Genomic DNA, 18,281 nt, shown 5'->3' on the forward strand with positions numbered 1-18,281 from the left:
TATCAAAAAAAACAAATTGAAGGCAAGACTGAATCCAGTTTAATTAGGTTCAATCAGTTAATGAGTAAAAAACATTCATGTGTAAGGTGTAAGCATGAGGCTGCTGCAAAATCTTTATTTTGTCACAGTCTTTTGTTTTTCTAGACAAAAAAACAGGTGATGAGATTGAAGAATAGTAATGTACGAAGACGCGTTAGTATAAGAGACGATGTATTGAATTCTGATTTAATAAGTGCGACAGTCCTAGCTGCAAAGTATGGGGTTTCACGTCAAACAATTGTGGGTGACATTGCTTTACTTAGAGCAAAGGGCGAGCCAATTATTTCTACTGTTAATGGATATAAATATCAGAAAAAAGAATCGCGCTACCATGGTTTGATAGCTTGCCAGCATACAATTGAAGAAACCCGTTTGGAACTAGAAACAATTGTCAACATGGGTGGAGAGATTGAAGATGTTATTGTTGATCATAGCCTGTATGGACAATTAGTCGGAACACTTGGAATTTCAACATTGCATGACATCAATGATTTTATGAGCCGAGCTGAAAAGGGCAATCACCTGTTACTTTCTAGTCTGACCCAGGGCATCCATTTACACAATATAGCCTGTAACGGAGAAGCAGAGTTTCTTGAAATTAAAAAGAAATTATCAGAATTAGGATTAATTTATCTTGGTTAGCCGGGTGTCTTGACATCTTATCGGAAAAGGGTTATTTTCTAGATACTGGCTTTCAAAGAGCAGACAGATGTAAATTATAATAAGACGAGACCACAACATAGGTCGATAAAAGTTAAGCATTGATTTGAAATTATAAGCATAGCGGGTTTATTGCTATGTCTGGTTCAAAGCTAAATGGAAATTTTGACTTAATTCCGTCTTGTCAAGTTGGGAGAAAAATAATGGAACAGCGAAACTTGACCTTGTTAATGGATTTGTATGAACTAACAATGGCCAATGGCTTTTTTAAAGAGGAGCCAAGCAAGATAGGTTATTTTGACTTGTATTTCAGAAAAGTACCGGATAAAGGTGGACTTGTTATCTATGCTGGTCTGGCGCAGGTCATCAAATATTTAAAAGAGTTGAAATTCACGGATTCAGACATAGAGTATTTACAAACACTAGGGATTTTTGCACCGGAATTTTTGGAATATTTACGTACATTTGAATTCGAGTGTGATGTATGGTCTGTTAAAGAAGGAACACCTGTTTTTCCAAATGAACCACTAATAATAGTGAGAGGTCCGCTTATTCAAACACAATTATTAGAAACAATGTTGTTAAACATCATTAACCATGAGTCACTAATTGCTACTAAGGCTAGACGGATATGTATGGTTGCTAAGGGAAGACCAGTAATGGAATTCGGGTCCCGTCGCGCTCAGGGGGCTGACGCTGCAACATTTGGAGCTCGAGCAGCCGTGATTGGTGGTTGTATTGGTACTGCAAATGTATTAAGTGCGAAGCTTTTTGGTTTGACACCGCTAGGAACTATGGCACATAGCTGGATTCAGTCTTTTAAATCTGAACAAGCGGCTTTTGAGGCATGGTATCGGATCTATCCAAATAATTGTCTGCTACTGGTGGATACTTATGATGTGCTAAATTCAGGGGTACCACATGCAATTGAGATTTTTAACAAATTGAAGGCTAGAGGAGTTACAGAGCACATTGGAATTAGAATTGATTCAGGTGATATCACGTTCTTGACGAAAGCGGCCAGAAAAATGTTGGATGAAGCTGGTTTTGAGAACGCAACAATCACGGTTTCAAATGCCTTGGATGAGGATGTTATTCAGAATGTCTTAGAGGAAGGGGCCGCAATTGATAGCTTTGGTGTTGGTGAGAAATTAATAACAGCGTCGTCTGATCCAGTATTAAGCGGTGTCTATAAGCTTGTTGCTACGCAAGTTGATGGCAAAATCACACCAAAAATCAAGTTGAGCAATACGATTGAGAAGACAACGATTCCCGGATTTAAAAGGCTGTATCGCTTATATAATAATAATGGCAAAGCCGTTGGAGATTTGTTAGGATTATTCGATGAAATTAGGTTAAATGAAGGTAGCGTGTACAATTCTGATCCAAATAAAACGCAACAAAAGAGGAAAATCAATAACTTTAGGTTAGATCCATTGATGACACAGATTTTCGATAAAGGTAAGTTGGTTTATCGCGAACCTACTACGAATGAAGTTAAAGATTTTTCAAAAGCAATGACCGAATCTTTGCCAGAAGCTTGCTTACGTTTGAAAAACCCGGATTTATATAATGTTTTTTGGACGAAAGCACTGAAAATAATGAGAACAGATATGATAGAGAAATATTCAGAAATGAATTCTTAAAAGTGTACGAAAGTATGTTCGATATGTTAGAATGAATAGGCGTGATGGTGGACAATAAAAACCACTATCTACGCCTTTTTCATTTATTAATTAGGGGGTAGGATGAATGATTGAACGACAAGACAATCATCAATTTGAACTAGTTTCTGCGTATAAGCCTACGGGCGATCAGCCTAAAGCAATTGAAGAACTCACTTCTGGAATTTTGGCAGGAGAAAAGGCTCAGATCCTTTTGGGAGCAACAGGAACAGGTAAGACATTTACGATCTCAAATGTAATAAAAAACGTTAATAAACCTACCCTTGTTTTGGCTCATAATAAAACATTAGCTGGACAATTGTATAGTGAATTTAAGGAATTCTTTCCAAACAATGCAGTTGAATACTTTGTCAGTTACTATGATTATTATCAACCTGAAGCATATGTACCTTCAAGCGATACTTATATTGAAAAGGACTCAAGTATTAATGACGAAATTGATAAATTACGGCATTCGGCAACCAGTTCTTTGCTAGAACGAAATGATGTAATTGTTGTTGCTTCTGTCTCTTCTATCTTTGGATTAGGTGACCCTAACGAATACCAAAAGCACACATTGTCATTGCGGGTAGGACAAGAACTAGAACGAGATGCATTATTGCGACAATTAATTGATATACAATTTGAGCGAAATGATATCGATTTTCAACGTGGAAGATTCCGGGTACACGGTGATATTGTCGAGATTTTTCCTGCTTCACGCGATGAACGAGCACTGCGTATCGAGTTTTTTGGAGATGAGATTGATCGCATTCGTGAAGTTGATGCACTTACAGGAGAAATTGTCGCAGAAAGAGAACATGTATCGATTTTTCCTGCTACCCATTTTATGACAAATGAAGATATTATGGAGAAGGCTATTGATGGAATTCAAGAAGAATTAAAGGCTCGTCTGGCCGAATTAAAAGATCAAAATAAATTATTAGAAGCGCAGCGCCTGGAGCAAAGAACAACATACGATATTGAAATGCTGCGTGAGATGGGATATTGTTCTGGCATTGAGAATTATTCACGGCACATGGATGGGCGAAAACCTGGTGAACCGCCATACACATTGTTGGACTTTTTCCCAAAGGACTTTTTAATGGTGGTAGATGAGTCACACGTGACAATGCCACAGGTACGAGGAATGTACAATGGTGATCGTGCGCGCAAGCAGATGTTGGTTGATTACGGCTTTAGATTACCAAGTGCTATTGATAATCGACCATTGACACTGCAAGAATTTGAAAAACATGTGAATCAGATTGTTTACATGTCGGCTACACCAGGACCCTACGAGCAAGAGCAGACAAATAAAATTGTACAGCAAATCATTAGGCCAACAGGGTTATTGGATCCAATAATTGAAGTTAGACCGATTATGGGACAGATGGATGATTTGGTCGGTGAAATTAACAAGCGGGTAGAACGGAATGAAAGAGTTTTTGTAACTACCTTGACTAAAAAGATGGCAGAAGATTTATCGGATTATCTTAAAGAACTACAGATTAAGGGAAAATATCTGCATTCAGATATAAAAACCTTAGAGCGTACAAAAATTGTCAGGGATCTACGGTTGGGTGTCTTTGATGTTTTGGTAGGTATCAATCTATTGCGAGAGGGTATCGATGTTCCTGAAGTTTCTTTGGTTGCAATACTGGATGCCGATAAAGAAGGCTTTCTAAGAAGTGAACGCTCATTAGTTCAGACAATTGGACGTGCTGCACGAAACGAGAACGGACGAGTTATCATGTATGCTGATAAAATTACGGATTCAATGCAGGCAGCAATTGATAAAACCCAAAGAAGACGTACCATTCAGGAGAAGTATAATGAAGAACATCATATTACTCCAAAGACTATCAAGAAAAAGGTTCGCGATTTGATTTCAATTACCAAGCCTGCAGAAGGCGGTAAGAAGAAGCAATCATTTACAGAACTTGAATTTTATGATATGGAAAAAGAAGACCAAAAAGAGATGCTGGCTAAATTAGAAGAACAGATGAGATCCGCAGCTAAGCAGCTTGATTTTGAACAAGCTGCGACATTGAGAGATACCATTATTGAATTAAAGGCTCGCATAAAATAGAAAAGGGGATAATACTTTGGCACAAAATAAGATTGTTATTCACGGTGCGAGAGCCCACAATCTGAAGAATATTGATGTGACAATTCCTAAGGACAAGCTGGTTGTTATTACAGGATTATCTGGTTCAGGGAAAAGTTCACTTGCATTTGATACATTATATGCTGAGGGACAAAGACGATACGTTGAGAGTCTGTCTGCCTACGCTCGTCAGTTTTTGGGGCAAATGGATAAACCAGATGTTGATTCAATTGATGGTTTATCACCTGCAATTTCAATTGATCAAAAAACAACTTCAAAGAATCCTCGTTCAACGGTAGGAACTGTAACAGAAATTAACGATTATCTGCGTCTTTTGTGGGCACGTGTCGGGACACCGTATTGCCCAAATGATGGTCATGAGATTACAAGTCAATCCCCAGAGCAAATGGTAGATAAGATATTATCACTGCCTGAAAGAACAAAAGTACAGATTTTGTCACCGATCATTCGTGAAAAAAAGGGACAGCATAAAAAAATATTTGAGAAGATTAAGCGTGATGGTTTCGTAAGGGTTCGTGTTGATGGGGAGATCTTGGATATCGGTGATAAGATCGAACTTGACAAGAACAAAAAACACACTATCGAAGTGGTTGTAGATCGTGTAATTGTTAAGGATGGAATTAGGTCGCGACTATTCGATTCTTTCGAGGCAGCGCTGCGCTTGTCAGATGGTTATGCCAGTGCTGACATTGGTGACAGTAAGCTACTGCAGTTCTCCGAAAACTTTGCGTGTCCTTACTGTGGCTTTACTATTGGAGAATTAGAGCCAAGATTGTTTTCATTTAATGCTCCTTTTGGTGCTTGTCCAGAATGTGATGGCCTGGGAGTGAAACTTGAGGTAGATCTTGATTTAGTAATTCCAGATAGTTCAAAAACACTTAGAGAAGGTGCAATTGAGCCCTGGAACCCGATAAGTTCACAATATTATCCAATGATGCTGGAACAAATGTGTCAGGCATTTAACATTGAGATGGATGTACCATTTAACAAGCTTCCTAAAAAGGATCAAGAAACTGTATTATATGGAGCAGGTGAGAAAACTTTTCATTTTCATTATGAAAATGATTTTGGAGGAGTTAGGGATGTTGATGCTAAGTTTGAAGGTGTCATTCCGAATATCGATCGCCGTTATCACGAAACAAATAGTGATTTTACGAGAGATGTGATGCGTAAATATATGACAAGTTTGACTTGTCAGGCTTGTCAAGGATATCGTTTAAATCGAAAGGCACTTGCTGTACAGATCAATGGGAAACATATCGGACAAGTGTCTGAATACAACATTGGAGCAGCACTAGACTTTTTCAAAAATTTAGAATTTAGTGAGCAAGATAGCGCAATTGCTAAGCCAATTTTAAAAGAAATTAAGGACCGCCTAACTTTCTTGATCAACGTGGGTCTTGCATATTTGACGCTTAGTCGCTCGGCTCGTACGCTTTCTGGTGGTGAGGCTCAGCGAATCAGGTTGGCGACGCAGATTGGTTCAAATTTATCAGGTGTTTTGTATATTCTTGATGAACCTTCAATCGGTTTGCATCAAAGAGATAATGACCGCTTAATTGATTCGTTGAAGAAAATGAGAGATTTAGGGAACACACTAATAGTTGTTGAGCATGATGAAGACACAATGAGGGCTGCAGATTATCTGATTGATATTGGTCCAGGTGCGGGCAGCAATGGTGGACAAGTGATGGCAGCAGGCACACCAAAGCAGGTTGCTAGATCTGCTAAATCATTGACCGGCCAGTATTTGTCAGGTAAAAAACATATTCCGGTGCCGAAGCAAAGGCGTGTAGGCAACGGGAAAAAGATTACGATAAAGGGTGCTAGTGAAAATAATTTAAAAAATATTGACGTTGATTTTCCATTAGGTACTTTTATCGCTGTTACAGGTGTATCTGGTTCTGGTAAGTCAACACTAGTTAACATGATTTTAAAAAGAGCTTTGGCGCAGAAACTAAATAACAACTCTGAAAAACCAGGTAAATATAACGAAATTATTGGGACAGAGGCTCTCGAAAAAGTTATCAATATTGATCAAAGCCCAATTGGCAGAACGCCGCGTAGTAATCCTGCTACTTATACAAGTGTCTTTGATGATGTTCGTGGTTTGTTTGCACAAACAAATGCTGCTAAAGTTCACGGCTACAGCAAGGGACGATTTAGTTTTAATGTCAAGGGTGGACGCTGCGAGGCTTGCAAGGGTGATGGAATCATCAAAATTGAAATGAATTTCTTGCCTGATGTGTACGTTCCATGCGAGGTTTGTCATGGAGCACGCTATAATTCTGAAACGCTTGAGGTCGAATATAAGGGCAAAAATATTGCACAAGTATTGGATATGACGGTTGAAGAAGCTCTTGAGTTCTTTAGTGCGATCCCCAAAATCAAAAGAAAATTACAGACAATTGTTGATGTTGGACTGGGTTATGTTAAATTAGGACAACCAGCGACGACTTTATCCGGAGGCGAGGCGCAGAGGATGAAGCTTGCATCGGAGCTGCATCGTAAGTCGGATGGCAAGACATTCTATATTTTGGACGAACCGACTACTGGTTTACATACCGATGATATTAAGAACTTGTTGCGTGTCTTAGTACGCCTGGTAAATTCAGGAAATACTGTTCTAGTAATTGAGCATAATTTGGATGTTATAAAAACAGCGGATTACCTAATAGATCTTGGACCTGAAGGCGGCGAAGGCGGTGGTACAATTATTGGTACCGGTACACCTGAGAAACTCGCAGAGAATCCTGCAAGTTACACAGGTAAATATCTTAAAATGGTATTAAACAGATACAACGACCAATAGGTATTGATTTTTACTAACAAAATGCTAGAGTTAAAGTGTAATCATAATTAGATTGGAGTGTTTAATGATGGCAAAAGTTGAAAGCTTTACGCTAGATCATACAGCTGTTAAGGCACCTTACGTGCGCTTAATTACAGTTGAAGAAGGCAAGAAAGGTGATAAGATTTCAAATTATGACTTGCGCTTGGTACAACCAAATGAAAATGCTATTCCAACTGCAGGATTGCATACAATAGAGCATATGTTAGCAGGATATTTGCGCGATCGTATGGATGGTGTGATTGATTGTTCCCCATTTGGATGCCGGACAGGTTTTCATCTTATTGTTTGGGGTGAACAAGACACAGCAGATGTTGCAAGAGCGTTGAAGGGCTCACTTGCACAGATTGTTGACTCTACTTGGGATGATGTTCAAGGTACTGATATCACTAGTTGTGGCAACTATCGTGACCATTCACTTTTTTCTGCTAAAGAATGGTGTAAGAAAATTCTTGCTGAAGGTATTTCATCAGATGCTTTTGAGCGCAAGGTGGTTTAGTTTAAGAATATAAAGTTGAAAAGCAGACGGTAACAGATTGTTGAATTTGTTGCTGTCTGTTTTTTTAAGATGAATGTTTAGCAAGCAAGTAGAATTGATAAAAAGTCGCTATGACATACCCGGTATGTTATAATGGCGAAAGGTTAATTAATGGAGGTTTGGATGAATGAAAGAGCCATTAAAACTTGTTGTAATAACTGGGATGAGCGGTGCCGGTAAGACTGTAGCGGTACAAAGTTTTGAAGATTTAGGATACTTTTGTATCGATAATATGCCTCCCTCTTTATTACCTAAGTTCTGGGAGTTAGTTCGTGAATCAGGTAAAATTAATAAAGTTGCACTTGTGATTGATTTAAGATCACGAGCATTTTATGATGAGATAATTGAGTTATTAAGAAACTTGGGCAGTGACAATGCCATAGACACAAAGATTCTTTTTTTGGATGCGTCTGACGAAGAGTTGGTTGCACGGTATAAGGAAACGAGACGTTCTCATCCACTTGCTATGGAAGGTAGATTGATGGATGGAATCAATCTTGAAAGAGATCTTCTACGAGATATGCGGATGAAGGCTCAACTTGTGGTAGATACTAGTAAGCTTACACCTAGACAACTGCGTGAAGAAATCTTCCATAATTTTGAAACTAGTTCGGAAACAGCTTTTCATATCGAAATTATGTCATTCGGATTTAAATATGGCGTACCCATAGATGCAGATATTGTTATGGATGTGAGATTCCTACCAAATCCATATTACATTGATGCTTTAAAGAAAAAGACAGGGCTTGATAAAGATGTCTACGATTATGTAATGAGTTCAGATAAAACGGAAGTATTTTATACGCAATTTATTACGTTGCTTCATACAATCATTCCTGGTTACAAAGATGAAGGAAAAACAAGTTTGACAGTTGCAATTGGATGTACAGGTGGGCAACATCGCTCAGTAGCTTTATCAAAAAGAATTGGAGAAGAGTTGGAGAAAAGCTATCCTGTGAGAATCTCACATCGCGATATTGCACGGCGGAAGGAGACAGTCAATCGCTCATGACGAAACACTTATTAAGAAAACAGCGTCCAAGTATTGTTGTTATTGGTGGTGGAACTGGTCTTCCAGTAATTTTAAAAGCTTTAAGAAGAAAAAATGCAGATATCACTGCAGTTGTAACGGTGGCTGATGATGGTGGATCATCTGGTATTATTAGGGATTATATTAATGTAGTTCCTCCTGGCGATATACGTAATGTTTTAGTAGCCTTGTCTGATCTACCCGAAATCTATAAGAATATTTTTCAGTATAGGTTTGATTCTAAGGATCAATTTTTTTCAGGACACGCAATTGGTAACTTGATAATTGCTGCGTTATCAGAAATGAATGATAGTGGGATTTTTAATGCTGTCCAAGAACTCACAAGTTTGATGAAGGTAGAAGGACATGTTTATCCTGCATCAAATTATCCTTTAGTTCTTAATGCAAGGTTTAAAGACGGTTCGATAATATCTGGAGAATCGGAAATCTCAGCCGCAGGAAAAACAATTGATAAAGTTTGGGTTTCTAGATCAAATGATGAGCTCCCAGAAGCGGTTCCTGAAGTAATCGACGCTATAATGGATGCAGATCAAATTGTTTTGGGACCAGGTAGCCTATTTACCAGTATTTTGCCAAATCTAATGATTTCAAATGTTGGTAAGGCTGTGTGCAAAACAAATGCAGAGGTAATTTATATCTGCAATATTATGACACAAAAAGGTGAAACGGAGCATTTTACAGATGCAGATCATGTGCGCGTTTTACATCGACATTTAGGAATGAATTTTATTGATACGGTTCTTGTCAATACAGAGCCTGTACCAAATGATTATATGGATCAACAAAGATATGATGAATACCTATATCAGGTCAAGCATGATTTTAATGGATTGCGAGATTTAGGGTGCAGAGTAGTTTCCAATAACTTTTTGGAACTCAGGAATCATGGTGTCTTCCATAATGGCAGTCAGGTCGTTGATGAATTGCTTGGTTTAACGAGTCGTCCGTTGTCTTGGATGGATAGCGAGTTGAATTAGAAAGTATAGAAGGGGGTGGTTGCGTGTCTTATGCTAGTGATGTAAAGAAGGAACTAACCACACTTGAGGTTCACTTTGGAAATGCAAAGGCTGAATTAATGGCGTTAATTCGAATGAATGGCTCTCTAAGTCTCGTAGACCATCATTTTGTATTAAATGTTCAAACTGAGAACCCAGCTATTGCGCGTCGAATATACCAGCTTCTGAAAAAGTTTTATGATGTTGAAAGTGAATTATTAGTAAGAAGAAAAATGAAGCTAAAGAAAAATAATTTATATATTGTTCGTTTGAAAACGGGTAGCGAACAAGTATTGAGAGATCTTGATATACTTGACGGCTTTCAGTTGAAAACGGGTGTCCCCCTTGATTTTTTAGAAGACGATGCAAAAGTTAGGTCATACTTAAGAGGTGCTTTTTTAGCAGCAGGTTCGGTTAATAACCCAGAAACAAGTCGCTATCATTTGGAGGTTTATTCACTATATGAAGAACAAAATGATGTGATTTGCGATTTAATGAATCGTTATGGATTAAATGCACGAAAAACCGAAAGACGCAGCGGCTATATCACTTACTTGAAAGAAGCGGAGAAAATTGCCGATTTCTTATCACTAATTGGTGCTACGAGTGCAATGCTCAAGTTTGAGGACATTAGAATTGTGCGTGATATGCGTAATTCTGTCAATCGAATTGTTAATTGTGAGAATGCCAATATGAATAAAGTTGCTGATGCAGCAAAACATCAAATTGAGAACATTGAATTTATTGATACTAATTATGGGATTAACAAGTTGCCGCCTAAAATTCAAGATATCGCCCGTGCAAGACTAGCACATCCAGAAGTCAGTTTAAAAGAATTGGGTGATTTAGTTGAGAACGGTCCAATTTCTAAATCAGGGGTTAATCATCGATTACGGAAAATAAATGAAATAGCTGATCGATTAAGGAATGGTAATGAAATATTAAATTAGCAAAAATATAATGTTGGTCTATAGATTTTGAATGTTAACTACAAGGGTTTTTGTAGTTTAACAAAACTATAAACGACATAGTCAAAGTAGCACATGAATGATAAAAAATAGGGCTAAGTCAAAAGTTAAATTTCGACCCAGTCCTATTTTTTACTATTTGAGATTCTTTTTGTTTTCCATGATTCCGTCAATCAAACCATAATCAACAGCTTGTTGAGCAGTCATAAAGTTATCACGTTCAGTGTCACGATTAATCGTCTTAATATCTTGACCAGAACCATCTGCTAAAATCTTGTTGATTAATTTCCGAGTCTTCAAGATATGTTCAGCAGCAATATTAATATCGGTTGCCTGACCTTGCGCTCCACCAAGTGGCTGGTGAATCATAATTTCTGAGTTAGGCAATGCAAAACGTTTGCCCTTTGTTCCAGCAGTCGAAAGGACACTTGCCATAGAAGCAGCCATGCCCATAACGATAGTTTGAACATCTGCTTTAACGAAGTTCATCGTATCGTAGATTGCCAACCCAGCAGATACGCTACCACCTGGTGAGTTAATATAAATGTAAATATCTTTTTCTGAATCTTGTGCATCCAAGAATAGCAATTGTGCAATGATGGCATTGGCCATATCATCATTAACTTCTCCAGAAAGCATGACAATGCGATCTTTTAAAAGTCTTGAATAAATATCATATGCACGTTCGCCTTGTGCTGATTGTTCAATAACAGTAGGTACTAAATTCATTGAACGACGACCCCCTCAAACTATAATTTAACATTTTAAGTGTAGCACTCAAACGTTTGTATTGCTAGTTTAACCTAATGGTCAAAAAAGGTCAAATAGAAAGACAGATATTTAAACAACTAACATTATTTTTCAATAATAATAAACTATTAAGCAGCAAAAAAGAACAGTTTCATAAGAAAGTAAAAGATGAAATTTGATTCAGAATCAAATAATTGATAGGGTAAAAAAAGAGTCATGTCACAGTAACTCTCTGGCATGGCTTCTTCAGTAGGTTTATATAGATTTTAATAAATTAAGGTTCGCGATTGGGCAGCTAATTACTTGTGGCAAAGTGGTAACTTTATGAGTAATTCAAGGCAATGCCAAGTTTTAGCAATCTATTTCAGATACTTCCTTATTCTCTAAATAGTTGTTTTGTAAGCGGTAAACACTTATAATCACCAATAGATAATATGCGCCACGTGGGTTTTGTACCCTCAGTATTTAAATTGCTGTTATATAAGCAATTTTATATCTTTTTTGCATGTTGTGACTCATTATTGACTCACTTTCTAAAAATCTACATAATTTTTAAATTTGTTAATTGTATCTTTTTTTGCATATTTAGTTACGTGAGTATATATGTTTAATGTTGTTTGAACATCTGCATGTCCAAGCTGTGTTTGTACCTGTTTGATAGTTGCACCAGCTTCAAAGGCTATACTGGCAAAAGTATGGCGTAATCCGTGAACTCCAATGTGTTTTAAATTATATTTATTTATTACATGATCTAGCCACTTGTTTGCCTTAGTCGTAGCAAGTAGGCTATTTTTATTATTTGGAAATATTAATTGAGTAGGTAAAGAGGTATCAAAACCACCAATCAGAAACATTTCTTCTTTTTGGAGTTTTTTCCAACTTATTAAAATTTCAAATGTCCTTTTATCTAAGTCTAACGTACGATACGAATTTTTAGTCTTAGGCGTACCCACTATCATTTTATTGTCCACAGCACGTGTTACAGTTTTATTAATACTTATTGTATGAGCAGTTTCATCGATATCATTCCAACATAGGGCTAAAGCCTCGCCTTTTCTCATTCCAGTAAATGCTAGTAGTCTAAAAAAGGTTACAGCCTTCATATTTTTATCCCCATATTCTTGTTTCAAACAGTCAAAGAACAATTTTAATTCATCTTTATCCCAAAAGTTTTCAAATTTTTCTTCGCCAATTTTTACAGCCTTTTTTGGTAAGGTCACAAGCTCCATTGGATTATCATAAATAATTTTCAATCGTCTAGCTTCTTTAAATACTAGACCAGCATAATTTTTTATTTTACGAAAATCAACTAATTCATTAGACCACCTATTAACGATATTTTGACACATAGGAGTAGTTATATCTTTAATTGGATACTTTCCCAATGCAGGCAGTACATGATGCTTAAAAATGCCGAGAACACGATTTAAAGTAGATTCCTTAACAGTATTCTTGTAAGACTTAATAAAATACTCATAGACGTCTTTGTATTTTAAATTTCTTTTTTCAGCATATCCATGGTTTTCAACATTCATTAGTTCATGTCTTAATGCGGATTCAGCCTCACGTTTAGTTTTAAAGCCACGTTTTGAAGTCCTAATTGACTTACCTGTGATTGGATCAGTACCAACAGAATATTGACATCGCCATAACTTTTTGCCTGATTTAGTTGTGTATTGTGTTATAGACGCCATAGTATATACCTCAGTCTCGATTATTTATCTTGCTAATTTCAATTATAAGCGAATCGAATGCTTTACGAGTCTCATTAAGAATTGTTTTATCTTTTTTACTAATAGAAAAACTAATCAAACTTAAAAGGGATCCTATTTTTGTCGAAAAGATAGGATTTTTGGTTTTATCAGCAGTAAATAATAAAATAGCCATACTGTGTGCTAGAACAAGCTCTGAACTTGAAAGATTTCTAAGATTATCAGCATCAAACACACTACTAATATCATTAATTGTCTTTTCGTAAAATTTAAGACTAACCTCTTTTAATTCAGCTGCAGAATCTTTAGCTGCTATTTTATCTTTTTCACTGAGTTCTGATGGAGAATGAACAAATTTATTTTCCAATGTCTCAATATCTTTTAAAGATAGTCCAGTACCATGCAATAAATAATTTACTGATACATCACCTAATTCCGCAATTTTCTTTAAACGTTTTTTATTGGGAGCATTTTTTCCCATTTCCCAGTTAGCGATTGTCCCACTTTTAGCACTACTATCGATTTTTTTGGCAAATTCATCCATAGTTAAACCCAATCCCACTCTAATTGATTTAACTCGATTTCCCACTTTTCTTTTTTCATTTTCATTCATATATGTAACCTCCATAGCCTAAGACTAAAGCAAATTGTATTTATTTGCAAAGAAAATCTAAGAAAATCATTGCAATTTATACAAAATTAAAGTACACTATATTTGTGCTAAGAAAATCTAAGAAACTTGGCGCGATTTTTTTAAATTTCATACTAAGAATTTCTAAGAAAAAGGAGATGGAAATATGAAAAACGAATTACCCCGCTTTATGAATTACGGTCAAGCACTAAAGTTCTTCAATATCGGAAGTTACAATACACTTTACAAGTTTATTGAGATGGGTTTGCCAGTAGTTAAAGTTGGCACACTAAAACGTATAGATCAGCAAGTAGCAGAAGAGTGGTTTGAAAAACAGACTATTAAGTAAGGAGTTGGTCTTATGTTAGAAAAGATTCACGAATATTTAGCAATACCAGAGGGAGTACAAGGATTTTGGTTTGATGTGTTCTTAGGATATATGTTCATTATGACAGTTGCTGGTGTGATTGTGTCATTTATTTAGAAAAGGAGAAGTGAGTATGAAGGTTGAAACAATTTATCCACCACTTGTTGAGCAGATGTATGCTGGAATGAAAAATAGTGGTGTTACAGGTATCGACAAGGCACTTATCTATAAAGAAATGGTTGAAGACAAAATGATTGATGCAAATGGTACTCCAACAAAAAAGGCACTAGATGAAGGGCTTGTAACTGATGCCACTGAAAGAAGTAATATGACCTTACTGGAGTTTAAGAAAATTTATCCAATATTCAAAAATTTTCCAGCGAAAGAGTTTGCTAAATATGATGGTTGCTGGTATGTATCAGACAAGATTCTTGATTTTTTAGTTGATTTTGACGAAAGAGCTTCATTTGATGAACGAGCAGAAATTAGTGCATACCTTACTCAAAGAAACTATGAGAACCCACAAACAATCGGGGAGTTAAAAGGAACGATACCTGCATACAGAGATGTTGATGATTCACATTTCCATGAAACAAGTGATGGTGTACTAGTTGATATTGCAGCAGCAAAGGAACAATGCAAAAAGGTTATTTCTGGTCAACTGCCAGGGGATATAGAAGCAGCTAAAGAGATCTTAGACAAATTTAAAAATTACTAGTAGAGGTAGTTAATTATGGGTGTAAATACAAAAAAGCCTTGCTTAAACCTACCAAAGTTTAGAAAGCAAGACAGACAAAATGTATTTATACCTCTAGTTTAACAAAATTTGGAGGTTATTGAAATGGAAAAGCAAGTATTTATCGATAAAAAAGTAGTTACAGCGGAATATTTACAACAGAAAGCATCAGAAATTGTAAACTTGCAGCAAGAATTAAAAGTTACAGTTGATTATTTAAGTGTCATTAACTACTTAGCCATAAAGAAAGATGAGTTCGCAACATCATATTTCATTAAAAATGGTTCATTGAGTAATCTTACAGATTCTTTGGAGAACTTAGAAAAAGCTCTCAATCAGATATCAAGTGATATATGCCCCGATATGTAAGGGGGTAATTAAATGATTGATTTGCAATGTGAATTACCAGCATTTCATTTGTTGGATAGAGGTTTTCAAGTATTTCCACTTAGTCAAAACAGCAAAGTACCATTAAAAGACACTCATGGTTATTTATCAGCAACGAGTGAACATGAAAATCTATTTGATTGGATAGTCAGAGAACCCAAGATGAATTTAGGTTTGAGATTAGATACCAGTAATTTACTGGTTGTTGATGTTGATTTACATGGTGATAACAACGGACGTGAGAGTCTTATAAAGTTATCTAAGCAAGGAATGGTAATGCCTAGTGACACTTATATAGAACGCACACCGAATAACGGATTACATTACTTCTTTAAATACCAAGGTAAAGCAACACGTAAAGTTAATGTGCTTACTGGAATAGATATATTAACAGATTTTGTTATTGTGTCGCCAAGTGAAATAAATGGCAAGCGGTATAAGGCAGTTGACCAGCGGACTTTTGAAGATGTAAAGCCAGCGCCTGATTGGCTGGTTGAGATGATGAAACCAAATGAGAAACCTATACAGGTTGATTTTCAGTTACCTAAGAGAAAGAAATATATGGGAAAGCTAATTGATGAACTCATGACTGGCACGGAGACAGGCAATCGTAACGATTGGCTAACACAAATGGCAGGTAAATTATTTTGGACTGGTGCAGATCCGAAGGCAATTTATAACTTACTAACAATTGCCAATAATAATTTAACAGAGCCTTTGAATGACAAAGAAGTGAATGTGATTTTTAGATCAATCATGAGGCAAGAGAGGCAGGCGGTTAATTAATGGCATTAAAGGAAATTCCAAAAGACTTACAGCCATTAGCAGAAGAGTATAGGAAAAAAATAACGGTACTTTCTAAAAAAAATGATTGGCAAGACCTGCTCAAAATGAATAGTGAAGGTGGAGTTAAGACCAGGTCAGTATTTAATATTGAGCTATTTATTAAACATGATGATTTGTTGAAAGACTTAATCGTTTATGATGAATTTTCAGATCAGATTGTTAAACAGAAAAGTGTACCTAGTTTAAAAATTGAAAAAGGATACTGGACTGATGCAGATGATGCAATCTTGCGTGTATATCTTGAACAAAGGCATAATCTTTTGTTTGGTAAAGATAATATTACAGATGCAGTCGTTTCAATTTCAAGACAGCAAACAATTAATCCAGTTAAGGCACGAATCGAAAGTGTTAAATGGGACAAAGTAAAACGGGCAGATTCATTTTTTATAGATTATTTGGGTGCGGAAGATAGTCATTACACCAGAGCGGTTACTAAAGCGTGGTTTACTGGTTTAATCGGTCGAGTATACAAACCAGGCATTAAATTTGAAGTAGTACCTATACTTGAAGGAAAGCAGGGATTGGGTAAGAGTACGGCTGTAAGTATACTTTACCCAGATAAATTCAACGATACTATTGATAGTTTAGGAAAACAAAAAGACGATTATCAGCAACTCCAAGGCAGTTGGATCTTAGAAATAGCTGAACTGTCGGCTATGAAAAAAACAGACGTTGAAAAAGTAAAAAATTTCATTAGTGCACAAGTTGACAATTACAGAAACAGTTATGGCAGATATTCAACACCACATCCGAGAAAATGTGTATTTATTGGCACAACTAATCAAACTGATTATTTAAAAGATGCCACTGGTGAAAGACGTTTTTTTCCAATTAAGTGTGGAATTAATAAACCAAGTAAAAATGTATGGAAACCAGATCAGGCCGATATTTTGCAGATATTAGCAGAGGCTAAGGTGTGGTTTGGCAACAATGAACCATTATATCTGGATTATGACACAATGCGAGAGGCTAAGAAATATCAAGCAGCAGCGGAAAGTGTAGATCCAATGAAAGAGGCTATTGAAGATTTTGTTTCAATGAAAGTTCCTACAAATTGGGATCTGTTACCTTTAAATGTTAAACAGCAGTACTTTAGACAACACAATACTGATTTGTCTGATTGGGTAAGTAATCAATTATCTAATGAACGTGAATTGTTGCCAAAAACCACTACAAGAGAAATCTTAGAGGTCGTTTTTAATAAGACAGTAGATAAATATTTAATGGGTAGAACAAATTCAGAGGCTAAAAAAGTAAAGTTGATTATGGATAACATGCAAGGCTGGTTTTCACAAAGAATCAGGATTAATGGTAAACAAACGAGAGGATATGTTAGGGAATAATAATAAGTTCTAAAATAACGTGTCACACCCGTCACCGTGTCACAGACGGTGATATAACAGTATTTTTGAATATAGGGACGTGTCACAGAACGTGTCACACAAAAATAAGATGTGACGGGTTAGTAAAAAAATGTGACAGGTATTAGTGGTTATAAACGTTGATATAACAGCTTTGTGACATAAGTGACGCGTGTGACGGGTTAAATGAAAACTTTCTTAAAACTAGGAGGAGCCATTAAAAATGGAAATAAAAAAGGAATCATTGCATGGTAAAGGTACTGCCTGGGTAATAAGTCATGGAACAGATCTAGACGATATGATTGAGGAAATACGAGAAAAGTTAGAAGAAGATTTCTATTGTAAGTCAGTAGATATTAAATATTTGAACAATGAATATGTAGTTGTTGCACATTACTTGGGTAAATTTAGATATGAATAGGAGTGTAAATTATGATTGAGATTAAAACAGTATTTGCTGATAACGGCGATGATATGCTTAAAAAGACTACTAAGCTTAACAATCAGATGTATAGCAAATATGCATATGATACAGAATTTGAACTAGTAAAGTCTCATCTTGATATTCATAAGATTAGCGATAGTAAAGTTCTG

The 18,281-nt window shown here is 36.2% G+C and carries 18 protein-coding genes; 15 read left to right on the forward strand and 3 right to left on the reverse strand.

The features are described 5' to 3' along the window. Nucleotides 1–165 precede the first annotated feature (165 nt). From GSM_RS00475 to whiA, 8 genes are all read left to right on the forward strand, one after another. The gene (locus GSM_RS00475; protein ID WP_235720321.1) at nucleotides 166–681 is read left to right on the forward strand and encodes a transcription repressor NadR; all 516 of its coding nucleotides are present in this window, start codon (nucleotides 166–168) and stop codon (nucleotides 679–681) included. Between the two features lie 221 nt (nucleotides 682–902). Continuing rightward, nucleotides 903–2,345 carry a nicotinate phosphoribosyltransferase gene (locus GSM_RS00480; protein WP_029327323.1) on the forward strand — a complete coding sequence of 481 codons (1,443 nt, stop codon included), beginning with the start codon at nucleotides 903–905 and terminating at the stop codon, nucleotides 2,343–2,345. 106 nt (nucleotides 2,346–2,451) lie between these two features. Further along, the gene (gene uvrB, locus GSM_RS00485; protein WP_003688779.1) at nucleotides 2,452–4,455 is read left to right on the forward strand and encodes an excinuclease ABC subunit UvrB; all 2,004 of its coding nucleotides are present in this window, start codon (nucleotides 2,452–2,454) and stop codon (nucleotides 4,453–4,455) included. 16 nt (nucleotides 4,456–4,471) lie between these two features. Beyond that, nucleotides 4,472–7,306 (forward strand): excinuclease ABC subunit UvrA, encoded by a 2,835-nt coding sequence (uvrA, locus tag GSM_RS00490; protein WP_003688777.1) that lies wholly within the window; start codon nucleotides 4,472–4,474, stop codon nucleotides 7,304–7,306. Nucleotides 7,307–7,373: 67 nt separating this feature from the next. Next, complete coding sequence (locus tag GSM_RS00495) at nucleotides 7,374–7,844, forward strand: S-ribosylhomocysteine lyase (protein WP_003688776.1); 471 nt, start codon at nucleotides 7,374–7,376, stop codon at nucleotides 7,842–7,844. A 166-nt stretch (nucleotides 7,845–8,010) separates the two neighbouring features. Further along, nucleotides 8,011–8,895, forward strand: a complete 885-nt coding sequence (gene rapZ, locus GSM_RS00500) for an RNase adapter RapZ (RefSeq protein WP_003688772.1) — start codon at nucleotides 8,011–8,013, stop codon at nucleotides 8,893–8,895. Then, a complete protein-coding gene (mgfK, locus tag GSM_RS00505; RefSeq protein ID WP_003688771.1) occupies nucleotides 8,892–9,911 on the forward strand; it encodes a gluconeogenesis morphogenetic factor MgfK in 1,020 nt (339 codons plus the stop codon). Before rapZ ends, mgfK begins: the two co-directional genes overlap by 4 nt. A 23-nt stretch (nucleotides 9,912–9,934) precedes the next feature. After that, nucleotides 9,935–10,879: a DNA-binding protein WhiA gene (whiA, locus tag GSM_RS00510; RefSeq protein WP_003688770.1), complete on the forward strand. Its 945-nt coding sequence runs from the start codon at nucleotides 9,935–9,937 to the stop codon at nucleotides 10,877–10,879. A gap of 153 nt (nucleotides 10,880–11,032) precedes the next feature. On the opposite strand, the gene clpP is transcribed toward whiA, so the two are convergent. The 3 genes from clpP to GSM_RS00525 all read right to left on the reverse strand — a co-directional run bounded on the left by clpP (nucleotide 11,033) and on the right by GSM_RS00525 (nucleotide 13,972). Further along, nucleotides 11,033–11,626, reverse strand: coding sequence for an ATP-dependent Clp endopeptidase proteolytic subunit ClpP (gene clpP, locus GSM_RS00515; RefSeq protein ID WP_003688769.1), 594 nt, complete (start codon nucleotides 11,624–11,626; stop codon nucleotides 11,033–11,035). 554 nt (nucleotides 11,627–12,180) lie between these two features. After that, nucleotides 12,181–13,341, reverse strand: a complete 1,161-nt coding sequence (locus GSM_RS00520; RefSeq protein ID WP_003688768.1) for a site-specific integrase — start codon at nucleotides 13,339–13,341, stop codon at nucleotides 12,181–12,183. Between the two features lie 10 nt (nucleotides 13,342–13,351). Then, nucleotides 13,352–13,972 carry a helix-turn-helix domain-containing protein gene (locus GSM_RS00525; RefSeq protein WP_003688767.1) on the reverse strand — a complete coding sequence of 207 codons (621 nt, stop codon included), beginning with the start codon at nucleotides 13,970–13,972 and terminating at the stop codon, nucleotides 13,352–13,354. A 184-nt stretch (nucleotides 13,973–14,156) separates the two neighbouring features. Here GSM_RS00525 and GSM_RS00530 point away from each other — a divergent pair, with 184 nt between their 5' ends. From GSM_RS00530 to GSM_RS00560, 7 genes are all read left to right on the forward strand, one after another. After that, nucleotides 14,157–14,339, forward strand: coding sequence for a MerR family transcriptional regulator (locus tag GSM_RS00530; RefSeq protein ID WP_003688765.1), 183 nt, complete (start codon nucleotides 14,157–14,159; stop codon nucleotides 14,337–14,339). Between the two features lie 12 nt (nucleotides 14,340–14,351). Then, nucleotides 14,352–14,474 carry a hypothetical protein gene (locus GSM_RS15475; protein WP_261974546.1) on the forward strand — a complete coding sequence of 41 codons (123 nt, stop codon included), beginning with the start codon at nucleotides 14,352–14,354 and terminating at the stop codon, nucleotides 14,472–14,474. Between the two features lie 16 nt (nucleotides 14,475–14,490). Next, nucleotides 14,491–15,075, forward strand: coding sequence for a hypothetical protein (locus GSM_RS00540; RefSeq protein WP_003688764.1), 585 nt, complete (start codon nucleotides 14,491–14,493; stop codon nucleotides 15,073–15,075). Nucleotides 15,076–15,198: 123 nt separating this feature from the next. After that, a complete protein-coding gene (locus tag GSM_RS00545; protein ID WP_003688763.1) occupies nucleotides 15,199–15,462 on the forward strand; it encodes a hypothetical protein in 264 nt (87 codons plus the stop codon). A 12-nt stretch (nucleotides 15,463–15,474) separates the two neighbouring features. Continuing rightward, a complete protein-coding gene (locus tag GSM_RS00550; RefSeq protein ID WP_003688762.1) occupies nucleotides 15,475–16,266 on the forward strand; it encodes a bifunctional DNA primase/polymerase in 792 nt (263 codons plus the stop codon). Further along, on the forward strand, nucleotides 16,266–17,669 hold the full coding sequence (locus tag GSM_RS00555) for a virulence-associated E family protein (RefSeq protein ID WP_003688761.1): 1,404 nt from the start codon (nucleotides 16,266–16,268) through the stop codon (nucleotides 17,667–17,669). Before GSM_RS00550 ends, GSM_RS00555 begins: the two co-directional genes overlap by 1 nt. 241 nt (nucleotides 17,670–17,910) lie before the next feature. Continuing rightward, on the forward strand, nucleotides 17,911–18,108 hold the full coding sequence (locus GSM_RS00560; RefSeq protein ID WP_003688760.1) for a hypothetical protein: 198 nt from the start codon (nucleotides 17,911–17,913) through the stop codon (nucleotides 18,106–18,108). The last annotated feature ends 173 nt before the right edge of the window (nucleotides 18,109–18,281 follow it).

Source organism: Liquorilactobacillus mali KCTC 3596 = DSM 20444 (genome assembly GCF_000260415.1).
GTDB classification, from domain to species: Bacteria; Bacillota; Bacilli; order Lactobacillales; family Lactobacillaceae; genus Liquorilactobacillus; species Liquorilactobacillus mali.